Annotated in this window: 21 protein-coding genes; 9 read left to right on the forward strand and 12 right to left on the reverse strand. The window is 57.7% G+C overall.

Annotated features, from left to right (window positions below; genetic code table 11):
* Positions 1–227 precede the first annotated feature (227 nt).
* Positions 228–1,685, reverse strand: coding sequence for an AlkA N-terminal domain-containing protein (locus ACZ3HG_RS15035; protein ID WP_465333248.1), 1,458 nt, complete (start codon positions 1,683–1,685; stop codon positions 228–230).
* Between the two features lie 167 nt (positions 1,686–1,852).
* Here ACZ3HG_RS15035 and ACZ3HG_RS15040 point away from each other — a divergent pair, with 167 nt between their 5' ends.
* The 3 genes from ACZ3HG_RS15040 (at position 1,853) to pnuC (ending at position 4,324) form a co-directional block, all read left to right on the forward strand.
* Positions 1,853–2,359 carry a methylated-DNA--[protein]-cysteine S-methyltransferase gene (locus ACZ3HG_RS15040; RefSeq protein WP_191933445.1) on the forward strand — a complete coding sequence of 169 codons (507 nt, stop codon included), beginning with the start codon at positions 1,853–1,855 and terminating at the stop codon, positions 2,357–2,359.
* Positions 2,360–2,514: 155 nt separating this feature from the next.
* On the forward strand, positions 2,515–3,582 hold the full coding sequence (gene nadA / locus ACZ3HG_RS15045) for a quinolinate synthase NadA (RefSeq protein ID WP_191933444.1): 1,068 nt from the start codon (positions 2,515–2,517) through the stop codon (positions 3,580–3,582).
* Between the two features lie 43 nt (positions 3,583–3,625).
* Complete coding sequence (gene pnuC, locus ACZ3HG_RS15050) at positions 3,626–4,324, forward strand: nicotinamide riboside transporter PnuC (protein ID WP_062749365.1); 699 nt, start codon at positions 3,626–3,628, stop codon at positions 4,322–4,324.
* A gap of 50 nt (positions 4,325–4,374) precedes the next feature.
* On the opposite strand, the gene zitB is transcribed toward pnuC, so the two are convergent.
* The 4 genes from zitB to ACZ3HG_RS15070 form a co-directional block, all read right to left on the reverse strand.
* Positions 4,375–5,307, reverse strand: coding sequence for a CDF family zinc transporter ZitB (gene zitB / locus ACZ3HG_RS15055; protein WP_465333250.1), 933 nt, complete (start codon positions 5,305–5,307; stop codon positions 4,375–4,377).
* The gene (locus ACZ3HG_RS15060; protein ID WP_191933664.1) at positions 5,297–8,413 is read right to left on the reverse strand and encodes a hybrid sensor histidine kinase/response regulator; all 3,117 of its coding nucleotides are present in this window, start codon (positions 8,411–8,413) and stop codon (positions 5,297–5,299) included. The genes zitB and ACZ3HG_RS15060 overlap by 11 nt, the downstream gene beginning before the upstream one ends.
* Positions 8,413–9,003: a response regulator transcription factor gene (locus tag ACZ3HG_RS15065; protein WP_191933442.1), complete on the reverse strand. Its 591-nt coding sequence runs from the start codon at positions 9,001–9,003 to the stop codon at positions 8,413–8,415. Before ACZ3HG_RS15065 ends, ACZ3HG_RS15060 begins: the two co-directional genes overlap by 1 nt.
* A gap of 116 nt (positions 9,004–9,119) precedes the next feature.
* Positions 9,120–9,458 (reverse strand): YbgS-like family protein, encoded by a 339-nt coding sequence (locus ACZ3HG_RS15070; RefSeq protein ID WP_191931090.1) that lies wholly within the window; start codon positions 9,456–9,458, stop codon positions 9,120–9,122.
* Between the two features lie 291 nt (positions 9,459–9,749).
* On the opposite strand from ACZ3HG_RS15070, the gene aroG reads away from it, so the two are divergent.
* Entirely contained in the window at positions 9,750–10,802 is a 1,053-nt protein-coding gene (aroG, locus tag ACZ3HG_RS15075; protein ID WP_191933441.1) for a 3-deoxy-7-phosphoheptulonate synthase AroG, read from the forward strand.
* Between the two features lie 59 nt (positions 10,803–10,861).
* On the opposite strand, the gene gpmA is transcribed toward aroG, so the two are convergent.
* The 6 genes from gpmA to modE form a co-directional block, all read right to left on the reverse strand.
* Positions 10,862–11,614 carry a 2,3-diphosphoglycerate-dependent phosphoglycerate mutase gene (gpmA, locus tag ACZ3HG_RS15080; protein ID WP_048916699.1) on the reverse strand — a complete coding sequence of 251 codons (753 nt, stop codon included), beginning with the start codon at positions 11,612–11,614 and terminating at the stop codon, positions 10,862–10,864.
* Positions 11,615–11,771: 157 nt separating this feature from the next.
* Positions 11,772–12,803 (reverse strand): galactose-1-epimerase, encoded by a 1,032-nt coding sequence (galM, locus tag ACZ3HG_RS15085; RefSeq protein ID WP_191933440.1) that lies wholly within the window; start codon positions 12,801–12,803, stop codon positions 11,772–11,774.
* Positions 12,797–13,945: a galactokinase gene (galK, locus tag ACZ3HG_RS15090; protein ID WP_191933439.1), complete on the reverse strand. Its 1,149-nt coding sequence runs from the start codon at positions 13,943–13,945 to the stop codon at positions 12,797–12,799. The genes galM and galK overlap by 7 nt, the downstream gene beginning before the upstream one ends.
* Before the next feature lie 2 nt (positions 13,946–13,947).
* Entirely contained in the window at positions 13,948–14,991 is a 1,044-nt protein-coding gene (gene galT / locus ACZ3HG_RS15095; RefSeq protein WP_191933438.1) for a galactose-1-phosphate uridylyltransferase, read from the reverse strand.
* Positions 14,992–15,306: 315 nt separating this feature from the next.
* Positions 15,307–16,785, reverse strand: a complete 1,479-nt coding sequence (gene modF, locus ACZ3HG_RS15100) for a molybdate ABC transporter ATP-binding protein ModF (RefSeq protein ID WP_465333254.1) — start codon at positions 16,783–16,785, stop codon at positions 15,307–15,309.
* Positions 16,786–16,859: 74 nt separating this feature from the next.
* Positions 16,860–17,639 carry a molybdenum-dependent transcriptional regulator gene (modE, locus tag ACZ3HG_RS15105; protein WP_465333256.1) on the reverse strand — a complete coding sequence of 260 codons (780 nt, stop codon included), beginning with the start codon at positions 17,637–17,639 and terminating at the stop codon, positions 16,860–16,862.
* A 146-nt stretch (positions 17,640–17,785) separates the two neighbouring features.
* Between modE and ACZ3HG_RS15110 the strand changes: the two genes are divergently transcribed.
* The 4 genes from ACZ3HG_RS15110 to modC all read left to right on the forward strand — a co-directional run bounded on the left by ACZ3HG_RS15110 (position 17,786) and on the right by modC (position 20,621).
* Complete coding sequence (locus ACZ3HG_RS15110; RefSeq protein WP_072277518.1) at positions 17,786–17,950, forward strand: AcrZ family multidrug efflux pump-associated protein; 165 nt, start codon at positions 17,786–17,788, stop codon at positions 17,948–17,950.
* Between the two features lie 153 nt (positions 17,951–18,103).
* Positions 18,104–18,877 (forward strand): molybdate ABC transporter substrate-binding protein, encoded by a 774-nt coding sequence (gene modA, locus ACZ3HG_RS15115; protein WP_191936397.1) that lies wholly within the window; start codon positions 18,104–18,106, stop codon positions 18,875–18,877.
* Entirely contained in the window at positions 18,874–19,563 is a 690-nt protein-coding gene (gene modB / locus ACZ3HG_RS15120) for a molybdate ABC transporter permease subunit (protein WP_191933434.1), read from the forward strand. The genes modA and modB overlap by 4 nt, the downstream gene beginning before the upstream one ends.
* Entirely contained in the window at positions 19,563–20,621 is a 1,059-nt protein-coding gene (modC, locus tag ACZ3HG_RS15125; protein WP_191933433.1) for a molybdenum ABC transporter ATP-binding protein ModC, read from the forward strand. The genes modB and modC overlap by 1 nt, the downstream gene beginning before the upstream one ends.
* On the opposite strand, the gene ACZ3HG_RS15130 is transcribed toward modC, so the two are convergent.
* Positions 20,622–21,440: a pyridoxal phosphatase gene (locus tag ACZ3HG_RS15130; protein WP_191933432.1), complete on the reverse strand. Its 819-nt coding sequence runs from the start codon at positions 21,438–21,440 to the stop codon at positions 20,622–20,624.
* 147 nt (positions 21,441–21,587) lie between these two features.
* Between ACZ3HG_RS15130 and pgl the strand changes: the two genes are divergently transcribed.
* Positions 21,588–22,580 (forward strand): 6-phosphogluconolactonase, encoded by a 993-nt coding sequence (pgl, locus tag ACZ3HG_RS15135; RefSeq protein ID WP_191933431.1) that lies wholly within the window; start codon positions 21,588–21,590, stop codon positions 22,578–22,580.
* Positions 22,581–22,637: the final 57 nt, after the last annotated feature.

Here is a 22,637-nt window from a genome sequence, read left to right on the forward strand (position 1 = left end):
GAAGGGCGAGGCAACGCCGAGTCATCCTGCACGACCCACCAATGTAGAAAGGCGCCCTAAAGGCGCCTTTTTGCTATCTGTCACCCGGGCGGGGTTCGAACCGCCAGCAGAGTTGGGTCGAATGCAGAGCATCGGGGTTGACCACAAATAAGGTCAGCTCCCGCCATGAGATTCTGCCAGCGTCGGGGACGACCTTTTTTGCGGCCGTCCCGTACCGAATTTTATCATCACAGCAGCTTACCGCTGTTCCAGATATGCATCACTGCATAACTGCGCCAGGGTCGCCATCGCTGAGAGCGCTCCTCTGCTTCTCTGGCGCTCAGACCGCCCAGGTTATTGCGTACAACAATATCTCCCGCAGGAAAGGCGTCAGGCCAGCGTAGTGCTCGCATAGCGAGGTATTGTGCCGTCCAGTCACCAATGCCCGGCAGGGACAGAAGCTGTGCGACGATCCGATCCGGATGGCTTGCCGTATCCAGCTGCAGTGTGCCCTGTGCGCAGTGCGCTGCCAGAGCCAGAATGCAGCGGGTGCGCGCACTGACAATTCCCAGGCGGGCAATCTCATCAATGCTGCACTGCGCTACCCTTGCCGGCAGGGGGGAAAGATGCGTCAGCTCTGCCACCGATGTGGCGAAGGGGTCTCCCAGCGCAGTCGCGAAACGCGCACCCAGCGTGGCCGCTGCTTTAACGGTGATCTGCTGACCCAGAATCGCCCGTACGGCCATCTCAAAGCCATCAAAAGCGCCGGGAACCCGCAGCCCCGGGTTGGCCAGTACCCGGGGGGCTAACAGCGGATCCTGGCTGAGATGCAGCGCAATCAGGTCAGGCCGGGCGCTCAGATCAAACAAATTTCGCAGCCGTCGGAGCAACACCGGCAATACCGCATTCAGCGAATGAGTAAACTCAACCTGCAACACGTTCTTTTCACTGCGCTGAGTGACGCGGATCCATCCACTGTGCGCCCCCAGACGCACCGTACGGGCATAACTGTGATCATCGACGTGTTCCACGCCCGGCAGCGCGCGCCGCCGGAGAAAGGCCAGCATGGCTTCCCAGTCGTAGGGGGGACGATAGCTTAACTGCAATACCGACGTTTCCCCGATATTACCGTCCCCTGACCGCGTAGGACCGCTTTTGCGCAGGCGGGATGGCGACATACGGTATTGCTGGCTGAACGCGGCGTTAAAACGGCGCAGGCTGGAGAAACCGCTGGCAAAGGCGATTTCCGTCACCGGCAGATGGGTTTCACTGAGTAACTGTTTGGCCAGTAGCAGACGGCGGGTCTGACGCAATTCCTGAGGCGAGACCCCCAGCTCTTTCTGCACAATACGGCGCAGCTGACGGAGGCTGAGATCAAAATGGGCGGCGATCTCATCCAGGCTTTCTACCTGCTCAATCAGTCCTTCATCGATCCGCTGCATCAGGCGTTCAGCAATACGCTGCCCGTTATCCACCGGCGCGTGGCCCGGTGCCAGCTCGGGGCGGCAGCGCAGGCAGGGGCGGAAAGCGGCTTTTTCTGCTGCCTCAGCACTGTCAAAAAAACGACAGTTTGCCGCCTGAGGGGCTTTCACCGGGCAAACCGGGCGACAATAAATACCGGTAGACGTCACACCCACGTAGAATATCCCGTCAAATCGCGCATCACGGGATGTCAGGGCAAGATAGGCAGAGATCGGGTCAATCATCTTTATGTCCTGTAGCACTGAATTCACCTCAGAGTAGGCGCTTAGCACATCCTGTACTCGCCATTTTCGGCCACGAAACTATTCTGTGCTGCTGTCCGAAAACGGCGAGTCATACGCCACCGCCCGGGCATAATATACCGTGCCCCTGATACGAAAGGAGAGGGAAGATGGCTTTCTGGTACAAAATGATCGGCTCCCCGGTGGGAGAACTGAAACTGGTGGCGACCGAGCGTGGTCTGGCAGCGGTGCTGTGGGAAAATGACGATCCAAAACGCGTGCGCTTCCGCCCCCAGCAGGAAGATGTGCACCATGTGACGCTGCTGGAAACGGAAAAGCAGCTGCGTGAGTACTTTGCCGGTGAGCGGCAGCAGTTCGATCTGACGCTTGACTTTATTGGCACCGAATTCCAGCGGCGGGTCTGGGCTGCTCTGGTGACCATTCCCTTCGGCGAGACGCGCAGCTACAGCGAGATCGCCCGACAGGTTGGCAGCCCGGCTGCGGTGCGGGCAGTAGGGGCCGCGAATGGGCGTAATCCTGTCTCGATAATTGCGCCCTGCCACCGCGTGATTGGCGCCAACGGCAAGCTGACCGGGTTTGCAGGCGGGCTGGAAACCAAAGCTTTCCTGCTGCGTCTGGAAGGCGGACAGCTGTGGCAGGAAGACCCGCTCTTTTAAGCGGTTTCACCTCCAGCTGAAAACGTAAAAACCCGGCGACACCGGTTCATTTTTCCGCTATCGTGTTTAGCATATAAAACAAACCAGCCGTAGAGTTGGCGTCGGATCGGCATTCCGCGCTAATTCGGTTAAGTTGATGAAACGAGAGTCGTCTTATGAGCCTGATGTTCGATCCTGAAGCTGCCGTTTATCCTTTTCCGCCTAAACCGGCCCGATTATCCGTTGATGAACAGGCGTTTTATCGCGAGAAAATCCGGCGTCTGCTGAAAGAGAGGAATGCCGTTCTGGTCGCGCATTACTATACCGACCCCGAGATCCAGGCGCTGGCGGAAGAAACCGGCGGCTGCGTCTCCGACTCTCTGGAGATGGCGCGCTTTGGCAGCCAGCATCCTGCCTCCACGCTGCTGGTGGCTGGCGTCCGCTTTATGGGCGAGACGGCGAAGATCCTCAGCCCGGAAAAAACGATTCTGATGCCGACGTTACAGGCGGAGTGTTCACTCGACCTCGGCTGCCCGGTGGAAGAATTCAGCGCTTTCTGCGATGCTCACCCCGATCGTACCGTGGTGGTGTACGCCAACACCTCAGCGGCGGTGAAAGCCCGTGCCGACTGGGTGGTGACTTCCAGCATTGCCGTTGAGCTGATTGAGCACCTGGACAGCCTGGGAGAGAAAATTATCTGGGCACCGGACCGTCATCTGGGGCAGTACGTGACGGGTAAAACCGGTGCGGACGTTATCTGCTGGCAGGCGGCCTGCATCGTTCACGACGAGTTTAAAACGCAGGCGCTGCAGCGCATGAAGCGGCTTTATCCGGAGGCGGCGGTGCTGGTACACCCGGAATCGCCCCAGGCCATCGTCGATCTGGCCGATGCCGTCGGATCGACCAGCCAGCTTATCCATGCCGCACAAACCCTGCCGCAGAAGCAGATGATCGTCGCTACAGATCGCGGCATTTTCTACAAGATGCAGCAGGCCTGCCCGGATAAGGAGCTGCTGGAAGCACCGACTGCCGGTGAGGGGGCCACCTGCCGTAGCTGCGCTCACTGTCCGTGGATGGCGATGAATGGGCTGAAGGCGATGGCCGATGCCCTGGAGCAGGGCGGCCGTGAACATGAAATTTTTGTTGATGAGGCGCTGCGTCAGGCGGCATTGATCCCACTGGATCGTATGCTAACCTTTGCAGCAGATCTTAAAATTAAGATCGCGGGTAAAGGCAACGCCTGACAGCCGGTTCTGTTCCAGGTTTTTCATTGAAGGATTTCGTAATATGGATTTTTTCAGTACCTCTAATATTCTGGTTCATATTCCTCTCGGGGCCGGTGGTTACGATCTGTCTTGGATCGAAGCGATCGGAACCCTTGCCGGCCTGTTGTGTATCTGGCTGGCGAGTCTGGAAAAGATTGTTAACTACGCATTTGGCCTGATTAACGTCACGTTGTTCGCGGTGATTTTCTTCCAGATCCAGCTGTACGCCAGCCTGCTGTTGCAGCTGTTTTTCTTTGTCGCCAATATTTACGGGTGGTACGCCTGGAGCCGGCAAACCAGCGATAATCAGCAGGCGCTGAAAATTCGCTGGCTGCCGCTGCCAAAACTGCTCGGCTGGGGGGCTGCGATTGTGGTGGCCATTGCACTGATGACGCGCTATATCGACCCGGTGTTTGCCTTCCTGACCCAGGCCGCCGTCTCCCTGATGCAGGGGATGGGCCTGAACGTGGTGATGCCGCAGCTGCAGCCGGATGCCTTCCCGTTCTGGGATTCCTGCATGATGGTGCTGTCGATTGTGGCGATGATCCTGATGACCAGAAAATACGTTGAAAACTGGCTGCTGTGGGTGGTGATCAATGTGATCAGCGTGATGATATTTGCCCGTCAGGGAGTCTATGCGATGGCGCTGGAATATGCGCTGCTGACGCTTATCGCTCTGAATGGCTCGTGGCTGTGGATGAAAAGCGCCCGCCAGCGCTGATCTGAACGCAGAACAGGGGCGGCCCGCTGTATCGGCCGCCCCGTTGGCCACTAGTGGTGGTGAGAGTGATGCGCGCCGCCGCTGCCCTGAATCCACTGCAGGTCACAGTCATCAGACTGACACGACTGGTACTCCATCTGCACCGTGGCATGTTCAATCTCATAGTGTTCATGCAGGTAATGGTGGATGCGATGCAGCAGGGCGTCATGATCGTGGGGAGGGACCACGTGTACGTGCAGGGTGATCACCGGCTTTTCTCCTACCTGCCATAAATGCAGATGATGGATATTTCGTACTTCCGGAATGCTGCGCACCAGCGCCCGCTGCAGCTTCACCACATCGATACCCGCAGGTGCGCCTTCCAGCAGTTCACGACCGCTCTCTTTCATCAGCGACCATCCGCTCCGCAAGACCAGTACCGACACCAGAACGGACAGAATCGGATCAACCGGCGTCCATCCTGTCAGCATAATAATTATCGCGGCAACAATCGCCCCAACGGAACCCAGCAGATCGCCCAGCACGTGGAGCGCGGCCGCGCGCACGTTCAGGTTTTTCTCCTGACTGCCGCTGCGCAGCAGCCACAGAGAAAGCAGGTTGGCCAGCAGCCCGCCAACGGCGATAACCAGCATCATACCCCCGGCCACCGGCTGCGGCTGCCAGAAGCGGTTGATCGCTTCCCAGATAATCAGCGCCGTAATGACCAGCAGCGCGATGGCGTTAACAAAAGCGGCCAGCGTGGTTAAACGCAGCAGGCCAAACGAATGCCGGGCTGTGGGGGGGCGACGGGAAAAATGCGTAGCCATCAGCGCCAGTAGCAGCGCCGCGGCATCAGTCAGCATGTGCCCGGCATCGGCCAGCAGTGCCAGCGAGCCGGAGATCAGCCCGCCAGCCACCTCCGCCACCATAAAGAGGGCGGTGACAGCAAAAGCAGCGAGTAACCGCGAACGGTTGGTGTCGGTATCACCGTGGTTATGAGCCATACGAATCCAGTTGAGTGAGTAACTTATTGCTGAAGGATATCAGTAAATTTAGCGCAGATTTAGCATCCTGATGAGTCTGCGCCGCCGTAATCACCTGCTGACATAACACTTCCCCTTCACTGTATCCCAGCAGCAGCCAGCTGCCTTTCATTCGGTGGGCGGCTTTTTCAAGCGCTACCCACTCTTCGGCGGCCATGGCCTTGAGCATCACCTCACCGTCGCGGGTCAGTGTTTCACTCAACGTCCGTGACAGACGTTGTAAATAGTGCTCATCATGATGCGCCAGCTGCTGCAGTCGCTGCGGCAGATCGGCAAAGGGCAGAGGGCTTTCCGTCTGTAACAGGGTGGTGATATCGCCCAGTGAGACCGGTTTTAGCAGCAGACGGTCGGCAATTTGCTGTGCCTGAGGGTGACTCTGAATCTGCGCATCGGCGGAGCACAGGATGATGCGGGTGCGGTGCGCCTGACCCCGTTCGCGACGGCGCAGGATTTTCGCCAGCGTCAGTCCGTCCGGGTGGGGCATGTTGACGTCGATAAACAGCAGGTCCCACTGCCGGCTCTGCGCGGCGTGCAGCAGGGCACGGCCGTCGGAATAGGTTTCTGCCTGAATGCCACAGTGCGCCAGCTGCTGCTGCATAACCAGCAGGTTGGTGGGGTGGTCATCAACAATCGCTGCGCGCAAGTGGCTGACAGGGATCGCTTCTGGCCGGTCGGAGGACGCGCTTTTCTGCGGGGCATTAATGGTCTGGCACGGCAGGGTAACACTGACACAGGTTCCTTCCCCGGGTACCGAACGCAGTGCAATGTCGCCGCCCATGCGGGTGACGATTTCCCGGCAGATAGACAGACCCAGTCCGCTGCCCTGTACCGAAAGCTGGCGACCAGACGGTGTCTGGTACCAGGGTTCAAACAGGCGCTGCTGCTCGTCCGCCGGGATACCGCTGCCGGTATCGCTGACCCGCAGACAGAGCCCTGGCGGATGTTCCTGTCTGGCCAGGGTGAGATGGATTTCGCCCTGCGAGGTGAATTTAATGGCGTTGCCGATAAGATTATTGGCGATCTGCTGCAGTCGTTCACCGTCAATCAGCACCCATGCGGGCAGTGGCGTGAGGGCGCTGACCCGCAGCTGCGGCCCGTTACGCCGCATCAGGGGATGATAAAACACCTCCTGCCGTTGCAGCCAGCTTTGCGGCTCAAGAGGCTTCAGCACCAGACTGAAACTGTTGTTTTCAACCCGGGCGTGATCCTGCAGATCGTTCAGCAGTGTCAGTAGCCCGGAGGCGCTACTGTGGATCAGGGACAAATTATGGCGCTGAGGCTGCTGCGCCAGCTCCAGCTCAAGTAGCCCGAGTACCGCCTGCATCGGTGTACGCAGTTCATGGCTGACGGTGGCGAGAAACTGGCTCTTCATCCGGTTTTCCCGCTGAGCGACTTCCCGCTCCTGCTCGAGCAGCTTCCGCTGCTGGCGCTCGCGGCGCTGTTCAAGATAGCGGCGGAACAGCAGGATCAGCAGGAAAGCGATGGCGAAAAGGGCGGCGACCAGCACAAACAGGGAAATGGGCCGCATCTCACCCTGATGGCCGTCGTTAAAACTTTCTGGCGTACTGCTCCAGTTCTCCCGCAGGCGCTGCCAGCTTTCTGTCGGGATCTGTTGCAGGCTGCTGTTCAGCAGGGCGCGCAGCAGCGGCTGATTGTGGGCCGTTCCCATCGCCACCGGCCAGGCGGTATCGCTGGCGGTAAACGCCAGCTGTAGCGAACTGGCATAGCGGCTCTGGATGCGCCAGCGCGCGGACAGGACATTGTCGGCCAGGGCATCAATCTGCCCGCTGGCCAGGGCGTCATACAGGCTGGTGGTATCATCAAATACCTGAGGCACCGTGTCTGCAGGTAGCAGGTGAATAGCCAGGTCGCCACGCTTCACGCCGATCCGCTTATCCTTGAGATCGCTCCACTGACTGATACCCTGGCCCGGAGTGCGTATATAGACGCCCCACAGGGCCCGCCAGACCGGCTGTGAGTTGTTCAGCATGGCATCATTGCCGGTCAGGGGGAGGGTGAGCTGGATCAGCGCACGACCCTGACTGACCAGCGTGCCGGCCTGCAGGGCATTGCTGACCCAGTAAGGCTGGAAGCGCAGACCGGTGATCTGCCCGATACTGTTGAGTAAATCGACACTGTAACCGGCGGGCTGGCCGCTGGCATTACGGTAGCTCCAGGGATAATCATCACTGACAGCGGCGTAGATCACCGTGGGGTGCTGTGCAATCCAGCTGCGCTCCATCGGGGTCAGTCGCGCGGTATTGCTGTCCTGATAACGCGGCAGCGTGCTGCTCCAGCGGCCCTGAATGCCGTTAATCACTTCCATAGGCAACTGCCGGATAGCGTTGTCCAGCAGCCGGGTCAGCGCGGCGTCACGGGTCACAGTTTGCAGCTGTATTTTTCCGGGGTCGAGGGCAGAGGCCAGCTGATACACTTCCCCCTGCTGGAGCTGGCCGAGCAGGAAACCGGCGCTGGTCTCATCCGCCACCACGTAATCACTGTGCTGATTCAGCAGGCCAGACAGCGCCTGCAAATCGGTGTCGGTGATCTGCCAGCTATGCTGGCGGGCGAAGGCCGGATTGACGCGCGCCAGGGTGTCACGGCTGACGCTGATACGAGCCTCGGCGGAGTTGAACATTACCGGGCGCAGATTGTTGCGGTTGCGGTAGATGCGCAGCGGGCTGCTAAACCACGGCTGCGTAGCGCTCAGGCCTGCCGGAAGGGGCTGCTGCGGCACGCCAAACAGCGCGTCCACCTTGCCCTGCTGCAGTGCCTGAAACATCGCGGGCAGGTCGTCAAAACGCGCTACGGTCATACTCAGACCGGTGGTCTGCTGCAGCGCCACCAGGTAATCGGCATTGATGCCGTAAAGATCGTTACCGACGACCATATTCCATGGTGAGTTACCGCAGCACAGAACGCCCATGCGCAGAGGCTTCTCCCATCCGGCCGGGGCGGAATCCAGCGGCATCATCTCCTGCGGCAGCGCAATGCTGCTGACGGGACGCAGACTGGCACTGGCGCTGGTGACACACAGCAGCAGAATCAGAAACAGCAGACGGGTCATCACTGCCGCGACTGCCAGAGTCGGGCCAGTTCAACCACCGACTGCGCCCCGGTTTTTTCCATGATATTTTTTTTATGCGTGCTGACGGTTTTGTTACTGATATTCAGCTGGGCGGCAATCTGCAGGTTTGACTGGCCGCGGGCCAGCAGAGCGAGGATCTGTAACTCTTTCGCCGTAAGTTGCTCGTGCGGGGTTTCATCGGGCTGCTGCGGGGGGAAGGCCCGCTGGCCCCCCATGACCGCCAGCACGGCAGACAGCAGCTGGCTGACGGGCTGACGCTTAGCCACATATCCGGATGCGCCGGCTTCTTCCGCCAGTCTTGGCCACACGCGCTCTTCCTGAGCGGAGTAGATCACTACCGGAAGTTCAGCGTACAGACGCTTGATCCGCTTCAGCAGCTGCAGGCCGTCGCTGTCGGGCAGGCCGATATCAAGGATCACCACATTGACCGTCTGCCGGTTGAGCAGATCCAGTGCCGTCTGCTGATCTTCTGCAGCCAGCAGCGTAAGAGGGAACGGTGCGTGACGTAAGGCGGCTTCCAGCGCTACTTGCACCAGCGGATGATCGTCAATCAGCAGCAACGTGGTCATTAAGGGGTCCGAAATCAAACTGGGCGGTCAGAATAGCCGATGAGGTTGCTGATGAAAATAAGAAACAAAAAAGGAGAGCTTCCGCTCTCCTTTATTTATTCGCTTACGCGCAGGAATTACTGAGTGGTGCCGTCAGTTTTGGTATCCGCGCCTTCACCCACTTTGGAATTAATATCCGGGCATTTGCCATCTTTGCACTGCGCGTTTTTGTTCACTTCATCCGCGCTCATGCCATTGTGGTTTTTCATGTCTTTGTGTGTGGCATTATCACCAGAGGTGTTAATTTTGCTGTTATCCACTTTATTCGGTGGCAAATTCTCTTTTGCACCTGGTGCCACTGCACCTGCATCGGCAGCCGCGTTGGCAGAGCCATTACCGTCACCTGCAGCCATCGCCGCGCCGCTGCCTAAAGTCATTGCTGCTGTCAGGAATACGATTGCAAACTTATTCATCATTATGCTCCGTTAATTTTATGAATACTGGCGAACAACCAGAACTTTAAGGTCTGAGGTAAATCCACTTCTGGCAAAATAAAATCCCGCATATGGACCACCCAATAATCATTAGTGGTGCAAATACGTTTTTTTCAAGAGTTAACGCTTAAAAGTGTAGTAGAGCCTGTGGAAAGATCAAATGTGTCCGGCGCTTTTAGTCACGAAAGGCGATTTACAGGGCAGGGGAGTCGCGATAAATTGGAACGGATGCGCCTGGTGTGCAGGATGGCAATGTAATTACCTGGAAATACTATGAATTATCAGAATGATGACTTAAGAATCAAAGAGATAAAAGAGCTTTTACCTCCGGTTGCGTTATTTGAAAAATTCCCTGCCACGGACAAGGCGGCTGCCACAGTCTCTTCTGCGCGCCAGGCGATTCATCAAATTCTGAAAAAGCAGGACGATCGTCTGCTGGTGGTGATTGGCCCCTGTTCAATCCACGATACCGTTGCGGCAAAAGAGTATGCCTCACGCCTTTTGACGCTGCGTGACGAGCTGAAAGATTCGCTGGAAGTGGTGATGCGCGTCTATTTTGAAAAACCGCGCACCACGGTAGGCTGGAAAGGGCTGATTAACGATCCGCATATGGACGGAAGTTTCCAGATTAATGACGGCCTGCGTATTGCCCGTCAGCTGCTGCTGGAAATCAATGACAGCGGCCTGCCGGCGGCGGGCGAATTCCTGGATATGATCACCCCACAGTACGTGGCTGATCTGATGAGCTGGGGTGCCATTGGCGCACGCACTACAGAATCACAGGTGCACCGGGAGCTCTCCTCCGGTCTTTCCTGCCCGGTAGGTTTTAAAAATGGCACCGACGGCACCATCAAAGTGGCGATTGACGCCATTGGTGCGGCCAGTGCGCCACACTGCTTCCTGTCAGTCACTAAATATGGCCATTCAGCGATTGTTGAGACGGCAGGGAATGAAGACTGTCATATTATTCTGCGCGGGGGCAAAGAACCTAACTACAGCGCGCATCATGTCAGCGCCGTAAAATCGGGGCTGGAGAAAGCGGGTCTGGAACCTCAGATCATGATCGATTTCAGTCATGCGAACAGCAGCAAGCAGTTTAAAAAGCAGCTGGAGGTGTCAGCGGATGTGGCACAGCAGATCGCCGCCGGCGACAGCGCCATTATCGGCGTGATGATTGAAAGTCACCTGGTGGAAGGGAATCAGAGTCTGGAAAGTGGTGAACCACTGGTCTACGGCAAAAGCGTCACCGACGCCTGTATTGGCTGGGAAGATACTGAAGCCGTCCTGCGCCAGCTGGCCGGTGCAGTGAAAGCGCGTCGCGGCTAGTCCAGCCTGGACGCATAAAAAAACCCGCCTGATGGCGGGTTTTTTGATCTCACGAAAAATTACTTCGCTTTGCCCTGGTTGGCCACGGCCGCCGCTTTCGCCGCGATCTCGTCAGCATCACCCAGGTAGTAATGTTTGATCGGCTTGAAGTTTTCGTCGAACTCATAAACCAGCGGCACGCCGGTCGGGATGTTCAGTTCGAGGATCTCTTCTTCACTCATGTTGTCCAGGTACTTCACCAGCGCACGCAGTGAGTTACCGTGAGCAGCGATAATCACTTTCTCACCGCTTTTCATGCGTGGCAGGATTGACTCATTCCAGTAAGGCAGTACGCGGTCAATGGTCAGCGCCAGGCTTTCTGTGGTAGGCAGCTGTTCAGCGGTCAGTGAAGCGTAACGCGGGTCGTGGCCAGGGAAACGCTCATCGGCGCGGTCCAGCTCAGGTGGGGTCACGGCAAAACCACGACGCCACTGTTTCACCTGGTCGTCACCGTACTTCTGCGCGGTTTCTGCTTTATCCAGACCCTGCAGCGCACCGTAGTGACGCTCGTTCAGACGCCAGGATTTTTCTACCGGCAGCCAGACCTGATCCACTTCATCCAGAATGTTCCACAGCGTATGGATGGCACGTTTCAGCACAGAAGTGTAAGCGAAATCGAAGGTGAAGCCTTCTTTCTTCAGCAGCTGACCGGCGGCTTTCGCCTCGGTGCGGCCTTTGTCTGACAGATCAACGTCATACCAACCGGTGAAACGGTTTTCATTGTTCCACTGGCTTTCGCCGTGACGTACCAGAACCAGCTTAGTTACAGCCATAGCTTAACTCCTTAATAACTTTACGTTTCTATGATAATGGTGACCGGTAAACTGCCGGAAACAACGCCGCGGCAATTTTAATGTGCATTACCATAGCTGAATTCTGCGCAGCGCGTAAGCCCGTAACGCTCGCGATGCGCGATTTTCATGCGCTCTGTCAAACCGGCGTCAGTTGGTACCGGGTGACCGACTGATACGTTTCACCTGGCTGCAACCAGCAGTCGGGCTGCGGCCACTCTGGGTGATTCGGTGAGTCAGGCAGGAACTCGCTTTCCAGCGCTATTCCCTGGAAAGCAGTATAGACCCCCTGTTCACGTGCCGGAGTGCCTTCCAGATAATTCCCGCTGTAAAGCTGTAATGCCGGGGCGCTGGTGAAGACATTAAGCTGCAGTTTACCGTCAGCAGACCACAGCGATGCTGCTGGCGACTCTGGCGTGCTGTTTAACAGGTAAGCGTGATCATAGCCCTTTACCGCCCGCTGATCGTCATCCTGCAGGAAATCCTGCGCGAGGGTTTTCGGCTGACGAAAATCAAAGCTGTTCCCTGCCACGGATTTTAGCGGGGCATTGGGGATCCCTTCGCTGTCGACCGGCAGATAACGTTCTGCATTGAGCTGTAAGCGGTGCTGGCGTGCATCACCGTGTTCAGCATCAAGATTAAAATAAGCGTGGTTGGTCAGGTTGACCGGGCAGGCTTTGTCCACGGTGGCGTCATAACGAATCGACAGCGTATTGTTGTCGTCCAGATGGTAGCGCAGCCTGACCAGCAGCGTGCCAGGAAAGCCCTGATCGCCGTCCGGTGAGTCAAGGCGGTATTCCACTTCGCTGTCGCTCTGGCAGACAATCTGCCATCGGCGGTTATGGAAGCCCTCCGGGCCTCCGTGCAGCTGATGCGTCCCCTGGTTGGCAGTCAGCGCAATCTCCTCGCCGTTCAGCTTCAGGCGGGCACCGGCAATGCGGTTAGCATAGCGGCCGACCGTTGCCCCTAAATAAGCGGACTGATGCAGGTAGTCTGACGGGGTGGCGCAGCCCAGCAGCGCTTCGCGTACGTGTCCGTCGCCCATCGGTACGCGGGCAGAAAGCCAGGTGGCCCCCCAGTCCATAAACGTGGCGACCATACCGTTGCGGTTGCGCAGGGTGGTAATGTGCCACGGCTGCCCGTCAGGGGCGTGAGAGTTGGGTTTTAGCATGGGCCCGCTCCAGCTGACGCTTTACAGACGTAGAAGGTCTCTTTAATGCCGGAGACCGCTTCGTACTGTGCTGCCACGGCGGCTTTCACGGCATCAACCAGTTCAAATGGCATCAGCGCCACGATGCAGCCACCGAAACCCCCGCCGGTCATACGCACGCCGCCGCGTTCACCGAGGGTCGTTTTAACGATGCCGACCAGCTGATCGACAGGTGGGACGGTAATTTCAAAATCATCGCGCATTGACGCATGTGACTCGGCCATCAGTACGGCCATGCGGGCGAGGTCGCCACGCGCCAGGACATCAGCGGCTTCGAGGGTACGGGCATTTTCGGTCAGCACATGGCGCACACGTTTCGCCACCAGCGGGTCAAGCTCATCCTGCTGTGCGCTGAACTGGCTCAGTTCTACATCGCGCAGCGAGGTTTTACCGAAGAACTTCGCCCCGGCTTCACACTGCTGGCGGCGCGTGTTGTATTCGCTGCCTACCAGGCTGCGGCGGAAGTTTGAGTTAATGATCACCACGGCGATATCCGATGGCATCGGCACCGGACGCGTGCTCAGGGTGCGGCAGTCGAGCAGCATGGCATGGTCTTTTTCACCCAGCGCCGAGATCAGCTGATCCATGATCCCGCAGTTACAGCCAACAAACTGATTTTCCGCTTCCTGGCCGTTTACCGCAATTGCCGCACCGTCGAGAGGCAGCGCATACAGCTGTTTAAACACGGTGCCTACCGCCACTTCCAGCGAGGCCGAAGAGCTGAGGCCCGCGCCCTGTGGCACATTACCGGCGATCACCATATCCACGCCGCCAAAGTCCGGGGCACGCTTCAGCAGGTGTTTTACCACGCCGCGCACGTAGTTCGACCACATCTGATGCGGATGGCTGACGATCTCCTCATCCAGAGAGAAGATGTCCTGCTGATTCTCATAGTCGGCGGCAATTACCCGGACCTGGCGGTCGCTGCGTTTTGCACAGGCAATTACCGTCTGATAGTCAATGGCGCAGGGCAGCACAAAGCCGTCGTTGTAGTCGGTATGCTCACCGATCAGATTGACGCGTCCCGGGGCCTGAAGCGTGTGGGTCGGAACATAGCCAAAAGCGGTGGTGAAAATCTGTTGGGTGGTATTCTGTAAACTCATGGTTATTCCGCCTCACGGAAATGAATATCGCTCACCGCACGCAGACGCTCTGCTGCCTGCTCGGGCGTTAAATCACGTTGGGTTTCAGCCAGCATTTCATAGCCGACCATAAATTTACGCACTGTCGCGGAACGCAGCAGTGGTGGATAGAAATGGGCATGGAGCTGCCAGTGATCGTTAGCCTCGTCGTTAAACGGTGCCCCGTGCCAGCCCATGGAGTAGGGGAAAGAGCACTGGAACAGGTTGTCATAGCGGCTGGTCAGTTTTTTCAGCGCCAGCGCCAGATCGGTGCGCTGCTCGTCGGTCAAATCAGTCAGACGCTTGATGTGGGCTTTTGGCAACAGCAGCGTTTCAAACGGCCAGGCCGCCCACCAGGGGATGACCGCCAGCCAGTGTTCGGTTTCAACGACCGTGCGGCTGCCGTCTTTCAGTTCACGTGCAGCATAGTCAACCAGCATCGGCGAGTGGTGTCTGGCGAGCCAGGCGCGCTGCAGGTCATCCTCACGTTTGACTTCATTTGGCAGAAAACTGTTCGCCCAGACCTGGCCATGTGGGTGGGGATTGGAACAGCCCATCGCTGCGCCCTTATTCTCAAACACCTGCACCCACGGGTAGTGTTGTCCCAGATCGGCGGTCTGCTCCTGCCAGGTTTTCACCACCTCGACCAGCCCTTCAAGCGTCAGCTCTGGCAGGGTTTTGCTGTGGTCGGGAGAGAAACAGATGACCCGACTGGTGCCGCGTGCGCTTTCGCAGCGCATCAGCATATCGTCGCTTTCGGGCGCATCCGGGGTATCGGTCATCAGCGCGGCAAAGTCATTGGTAAAGACATAGGTACTGGTGTAGTCAGGATTTTTGTCCCCGGTCACCCGCGTATTTCCCGGACAAAGGAAGCAGTCAGGATCGTGCGCGGGCAGTTTTTCCTGCGAGGCAGTTTCCTGAGCCCCCTGCCACGGGCGCTTGGCGCGGTGGGGGGAAACTAAAATCCACTGATCGGTCAGCGGGTTGTAACGGCGATGAGGGTGATCGACCGGATTAAATTTCTGCATGATGAGTCCTGATAACCGGGTTTATGCCTGTATATGTTGTAAAGAAAAATAGCACAATGCGCAGGCGGAAAGCGTGATCAAGTCTGTATAAATGGAATCGTTTACACAAGCTGAATATTCCTAACTATCAATAAAGATAGCACGACGCTAAAAGATAATCAGGCAGGGGGAGGTTAATAATGGTAGCGGTTACACTCTCATGGAGGGCTGGCCGAAAAAGAAGGTCGGCCCCATCAGGGGGGAGAGGGGACCGTTCTTTTTCCGCTCAGCGCAGCCGACGGGGCGACCTTTTGTTCCGGCCGACCCGTGCAGGCGTCAAAAAGGTGACAGCTGTTCCTGGGCGTAGCGGTAGCCTTCACCCTCGGCGATAAAGCTCAGACGGTGGGTGATACACTGCGGCGCATCCTCTGCATGATGTGAGACAAACAGCAGCTGCGTACGTCCTTCACCAATCAGCACGTCGACAAAGCGGCGCACCAGCAGACGGTTAATAGGATCCAGTCCCTGCAGGGGTTCGTCGAGGATCAGCAGCGCCGGGTGTTTGACCAGCGCACGGGCGATCAGCACTAAACGCTGCTGACCCCACGAGAGCGCGTGGAAAGGCGAGTTCGCAACGGCACCGCTCATCCCCAGCAGCGCCAGCCACTCCCCGGCCAGCGCCTGCTGGCGGTCAGAGACGGCCTGATAAATGCCGATCGAATCAAAAAAGCCGGACAGCACGACGTTGCGCACGCTGCTGCTGACGCGGTAATCCAGATGCAGGCTGCTGCTGACATAGCCGATATGCTGCTTAATATCCCAGATGGTTTCGCCACTGCCCCGGCGGCGGCCAAACAGCGTCAGATCGTTACTGTACCCCTGAGGGTGATCGCCGGTCACCAGGCTGAGCAGCGTCGACTTTCCGGCACCGTTGGGGCCAACAATCTGCCAGTGCTGGCCACGCCCGACCTGCCAGCTGAGGTGATGCAGGATCGGTCGGTCGTTGTAAGACACCACGCCATCGCGCAATGCGATCAGCGGGGCATCTTCCGCCAGTACGGGAATAGCCGTGGCGTCATCGGCTTCCGGCAGCGTCATCCCTGCCAGCTGCTCGCTGTGCGCCAGCTGGGCCACCAGCGCCTCTGCCAGGATAGCCTGGCGGTCGCCGGTATGCGTGAGGGTACACTCCGCCAGCACGCCCACCCGATCGATGAAATCGGGGATATCATCAAAGCGGTTAAGGACCAGAACCAGGGTGATGCCCTGCCGTTGCAGGCTACCAAGCACGCTGGCAAGATTGGCGCGCGACGCCACGTCCAGACCGTCAAAAGGCTCATCGAGGATCAGCAGATCGGGCTGCGCCATCAACGCCTGACAGAGCAGTGTTTTGCGGGTTTCACCCGTGGAGAGGTACTTGAAGCGGCGGGTCAGCAACGATTCGATACCAAACTGTGCCGCCAGCTGCTGACAGCGGGCGGGATCGCGCACCTCCTGCTGAATGATTTCTCCGGCCGTTAAGCCCGTATCCTCTTCGTCCGCACTGAGCATATCGGTGTTATTACGCTGCCATTCGTCGGCCACCAGTTTCTGTAACTGCTCCAGCGACAGGCGGGTGGTGCGCAGAAATGCACTGTCCACCCGTCCTTTCGCGGGCAACAGTTCGCCGGAAAGGGCCCGTGCCAGGGAGGACTTACCGCTGCCGTTGGCTCCCACGAAAGCCCAGCTCTCGCCAGCGGTCACGGTCAGGTCAGGAAGATCAAGCGTCCGGGTATCGTTCAGGCGAAAGATACCTTGCGTAATTTGCAACATTGCCATTGTTAATCCCATTATTTGCATCATTAATCCATTAGGGGCTTCCAGCTGCTGGATGTCAAACGCGGGCCACTGATTCAGAGCAGCGTCGCGATGATAGCGCGATCGGCATTAAAATATGCTGTTACCGCCGCGCCCGGCTGGAGTTTTTGCTGGGCAATATGTTGATTTTCCACGGTGGCGCAGAGGGTTTCTCCACCGGCCAGTGCGATAAGGATCTCACTGTGTGTCTCACCCTGTTCAATCTGACTCACGGTACCGGGCAGCTGGTTGTCCGCCTCTGCATTCCCGCTGCTGACTGCAATCCACGGGGCTTTAATCAATACCAGCACTTCCTTGCCATTTTCCAGCTGCAGACGATCGGCGCTCTGTGCGGTCAGTGCCACCTGGATCTGCGTGGCCCCACCGGCCAGCTGCACCATCACGTGCTGCTGCACGGGCTGGCTGTCGCGCGCCACGATGGTGCCAAAAAACTGATTGCGGGCGCTGGTCTGCAGCGAGAAACGCGCAATGGCTCCCAGCAGACTGCCGAGCGGCGCATCGTCCTGTAGTACATCAAATGCTTTTTGCTGGATTTGCCCGAGCAGCGCATAGAGCTGGATCAGCCGTTCACCGTAGGCGGTGACCACCGCGCCGCCGCCGCCTTTACCGCCAGTGGCGCGATCGACCAGCGTACGATCGGCCAGCTGGTTCATCTCATTGATGGCATCCCAGGCGCTTTTATAGCTGATGCCTGCCAGTTTTGCGCCCTGACTGATCGAGCCGCTCTCTTTGATCTGACGCAGAAGTTCAATGCGGCGCGGGTCGGCAAACAGCCGTTGCTGGTGTTTAAGGATCAGGGAAATATCGGCCTGCATAGGAACTCCGCCAGGGAAAATGTAAAAAGTCTCTGCTGATTCTATCAGCCCTGGCGAAATAATTTGCGCACGAAGGCACAAAAGGTCAGTGCTTTATTAGCGGCTGTCGCTACAATGGTTTTTTTGATCAGCAAGATGAGGTTTCCATGCTGGAGTTACTTAAAGGCCTGGCCGTTGCCATTATCATGGTGCCGATTGTAATGGCGATTATCCTTGGTCTGATCTGGGGCCTGGGCGAAGTGTTTAACGTTATTTCCAAAATTGGTCATCGCGATGACCAGCAGGCGAAGAAAAGCCAGACCATCCAGTAAATCTCACCCCTCTCTTTATAATGCCCGGCGCTGCCGGGCGTTTTCATTGCTCACTCCGCTAAACTTCTCCCGCCTCATGCCGATAAATACCGTTACAGCTCCCTGGCTATCGTTATATTATTCATTACATAACGAACCTGCTGGAGAAAAGACATGTCTGTAAAATGGAATCACAGGATCGCCGCTGTGGCGGTGGGCCTGAGCCTGGGGGGCCACGCGATGGCCGCAGAGAAAATCACTGTCTTTGCTGCCGCCTCACTGACCAATGCGCTGGACGCTATCGCCAGCCAGTACGGGAAGGAGACGTCGGTCAAGGTGGTCTCTTCCTTTGCCTCCTCGTCTACGCTGGCGCGCCAGATTGAACAGGGCGCACCGGCGGATCTGTTTATCTCTGCTGACCAGCAGTGGATGGACTATGCGGTGGCGAAAAAAACCATCGAAGAGGGCAGCCGGGTGACACTGCTGGGTAACGATCTGGTGCTGATTGCACCGACGGCCAGTCAGCCGCAGTCGGTCAGCATCAGTAAAAATACCGACTGGAAAGGGCTGCTGAAAGGCCAGCGCCTGGCCGTCGGCGATCCGGATCATGTTCCCGCCGGGATTTATGCCCGGGAAGCGTTGCAGAGCCTGGGCGCATGGGATCAGCTTTCGCCACTGATGGCGCGCAGCAACAGCGTGCGGGCGGCACTAGCGCTGGTTGAGCGGGATGAAACGCCTTATGGCATTGTGTATGGTTCAGATGCGGTGGCCAGCAAAAAAGTCACCGTGGTTGGCCTCTTCCCGGAGGCCAGTCATCAACCCGTGGAGTACCCGATGGCGATCGTAAAAGGTCATCACCGTGCCAGCGTCACGGCTTTTTACAACTACCTGAAAGGCCCGCAAGCTGCGGCCGTGTTCAGACAATATGGATTTGCACCTGAAAGATGATATTGAGCGATCCCGAATGGCAGGCCGTCGCCCTGAGCCTGAAAGTCTCCCTGGTGGCGGTCGCCTGCAGCCTGCCCTTTGGGATCCTGATGGCCTGGCTGCTGGCGCGTCGTCAGTTCCCGGGAAAAACTCTGCTCGATAGCCTGATCCATCTGCCGCTGGTGCTGCCGCCGGTGGTGGTGGGCTACTTGCTGCTGCTGGGGTTCGGACGCCGCGGGTTTATTGGAGAATACCTGTATGACTGGTTTGGCTTCAGCTTTGCTTTCAGCTGGCGCGGAGCCGCCCTGGCCTCGGCAGTCATTGCTTTCCCGCTGATGGTGCGCGCTATTCGCCTGGCGCTGGAGGCGGTTGACAGTAAACTGGAGCAGGCGGCACGTACGCTGGGGGCCGGACGCTGGCGGGTGTTTTTAACCATCACCCTGCCGCTGACGCTACCGGGCATTATTGCCGGTACGGTGCTGGCGTTTGCCCGTTCGCTGGGCGAATTTGGTGCCACCATCACCTTCGTGTCGAATATTCCAGGGGAGACGCGCACGCTGCCGTCTGCGATGTATACGCTGATTGAAACACCGGGCGCGGAGGGGGCAACGGCACGCCTGTGCGTGATTGCTATTCTGCTGGCGCTGATCTCCCTGCTTCTTTCCGAATGGCTGACCCGCTGGGGTCGTAAGCGTTTAGGGCTCTGATGCTGATCCTTGATTTTATCCAACGACAGGGCGACCACACCCTGACAGTGAAGGCCAGCTTGCCTGCCAGCGGCGTAACGGCCATTTTTGGCGTTTCCGGTGCCGGAAAAACGTCACTGATCAATGCCATCGGCGGGCTGACCGTACCCCAGCAAGGCAGCATCACGCTTAACGATCGGGTGCTGAGCGATACCGCCACCGCGCTCTGGCTACCGCCGGAAAAGCGCCGCATTGGCTATGTTTTCCAGGATGCGCGCCTGTTCCCGCACTACCGCGTGCGTGGCAATCTGGAATACGGTATGGCAAAAAGTATGCGCCCGCAGTTTGATGCGCTGGTGCAGCTGCTGGGGCTGGAAGCGCTGCTTGACCGCTTCCCGTGGTCACTATCAGGCGGTGAAAAACAGCGCGTTGCCATTGGCCGCGCGCTGCTGACCGCACCGGAAATGCTCCTGATGGATGAACCACTGGCTTCGCTAGATCTGCCGCGCAAACGGGAACTGCTGGCCTGGCTGCAAAAGCTGGCACGCCAGGTCGCTACCCCGATCCTCTACGTCAGCCACAGTCTGGATGAGCTGCTGCATCTGGCCGATAACGTCATGGTACTGGATCGGGGAGAAGTGAAGGCGCTGGGGCCGCTGGAGCGCGTCTGGGGCAGCAGCGCAATGCGCCCGTGGCTGCCAAAAAGTGAGCAGAGCAGTATTCTGCGCGTGCAGGTGCTGGAGCAGCACCCGCATTATCAGATGACGGCGCTGTCGCTGGGCGATCAGCATATCTGGGTCAACCGCGTTGACGCTCCGGCGGGCACGCCGATGCGTATCCGCATTCAGGCGGCTGATGTTTCGCTGGTGCTGAAGCCACCGGTGAACAGCAGCATTCGCAACGTGATCCCCGCACAGGTTGGCGAACTGCTGGAGATCGACAATCAGGTTGAAGTGAAACTGCTGGTGGGGCAGAGCGAACTGTGGGCGCGGATCACGCCCTGGGCTCGCGACGAACTGATGATCAAACCGAATATGTGGCTGTTTGCTCAAATCAAAAGCGTTTCAATCACAACCTGATTACAATACTTCCCGGTAGATCGTTTCCGCGATGCCGGGCTCCAGGTTCGTGCCGATAACGCGCTTCGCCCGCGCTTTGATGGCGTCATCGGCATTGCCCATCGCCACGCCCAGCCCGACGGTTTCCAGCATACTCAGGTCGTTATAATTATCCCCAAAGGCGATAACATCGCTCATCTGATAGCCGCTGGCGGCCACCCACTGCGCCAGCCGTTTCCCTTTACTGTTACCCGCTTTCGCAATGTCTACCTGGTCATGCCATGACCATTCGCAGGCCAGCCCCATTTCGGCTTCGACTGTTTCTGCAAACTGCTGCAGTGCGGCAGTATCGGCATGCGACAGGGCGAATTTCCAGATCGATTGCGCATCTCTTGCTGCATCACTCAGGCTGTTGACCTGCAAGAATGTCGGACGCTGGGCTTCCGGCAGCGACAGCCCCCAGTTAATCGTCCGGGTCACGTGACCGGTTTCGGTCTGGTAGAGCATGGCGTTATCCACATACAGCAGGCCGTGGATGCCGGCGCTGTCGAGCATCTCAATCACACGCTGTGCCTGATCTTTCGGCAGCGGGTCACTGTCTAAAACCTTTTTCGCCTGATAATCATACAAATAAGTGCCATTACAGCAGATTGCAGGTGTATCCAGCGCCAGCGCCTGATAAAAAGGATGGATGGCCACATGATGGCGTCCGGTCACGATCAGGATTTTTATGCCCGCCTGCTGCGCTTTTTTGAGGGCTTCCAGTGATTCTGGCAGAATGGTTTTGGTAGGGGTTAACAGCGTGCCGTCCAGATCGAGGGCGATGATGCGATAGCTCATAACAGTTCCCGTGGCTCAAAAGAAGTCAATAAGTGTACACCTTGTGACGTCAGCGACAAAACTGACGGTACAGATGGCAAGTAAGTCCGACGACGGTGGTGAATACTTTGCCACTCACCGATTTTCCGTTCAGAACAAGGAGCATTCATGAAACAAGTTGTTTATACCGCCAGCCCTGAGAGCCATCAGATCCACGCCTGGCAGATGAATGATGCGGGCGCACTGACGCTGCTACAGGTTGTCGATGCTCCGGGCCAGGTACAGCCCATGGTGGTTAGCCCGGATAAAAAGTTTCTTTACGTGGGCGTACGCCCGGATTTTCGCATCGTAGCCTACCGCATTGAGGCCGACGGCAAGCTGAAAGAAGCCGGTCATGCGCCCCTGGCGGGCAGCCCGACGCATATCTCGACCGATCGTGAGGGCCGCTTTATTTTTGTCGGCTCCTACAACGATGCTTTCGTCAGCGTCAGTCCGATCGGGACCGATGGCCTGCCGGGTGCCCCCGTGCAGACCGTGAGCGGTCTGGATGGCTGTCATTCCGCGAATATCGACCTGACGAACCAGACGCTGTTTGTCCCGGCGCTGAAGCAGGACCGGATCGCGCTGTTCAGCCTGTCTGACAGCGGTGAACTGACGCCGTGCGCACAGTCTGAACTGAAAACGAAGCCCGGGGCCGGCCCGCGTCATATGGCGTTCCACCCGAATCAGCGTTACGTCTACTGCGTGAACGAACTGGACAGCACCGTTGACGTCTGGGATTTAAGCAAGGGTGACGTGGAGAAAGTACAGAGTCTGGATATGATGCCAGAAGGATTCAGTGATACCCGCTGGGCGGCTGATATTCACATCACCCCTGATGGCCGCTATCTGTTCAGCTGCGACCGTACCGCCAGCATTATTACCTCGTTCAGCATCAGCGCGGATGGCGCCACCCTGACCGTTGAAGGCCATCAGCCGACGGAAAAGCAGCCGCGTGGTTTCAACATCGACCATAGCGGCCAGTATCTGGTGGCGGCAGGGCAGAAGTCGCACCATATCGAAGTGTATAAAATCACTCCTGACCGTGGCCTGTTACAACCGCTGGCACGCTATGCGGTAGGGCAGGGACCAATGTGGGTGGTGGTTCACCAGCTGGATTAAGCGCGTTAATTTTTTTGGCAGTCAATATCAAGGGTCGGCCATATTCTGGCTGGCCTT

Source organism: Erwinia sp. PME.40.26/001, assembly GCF_055556675.1.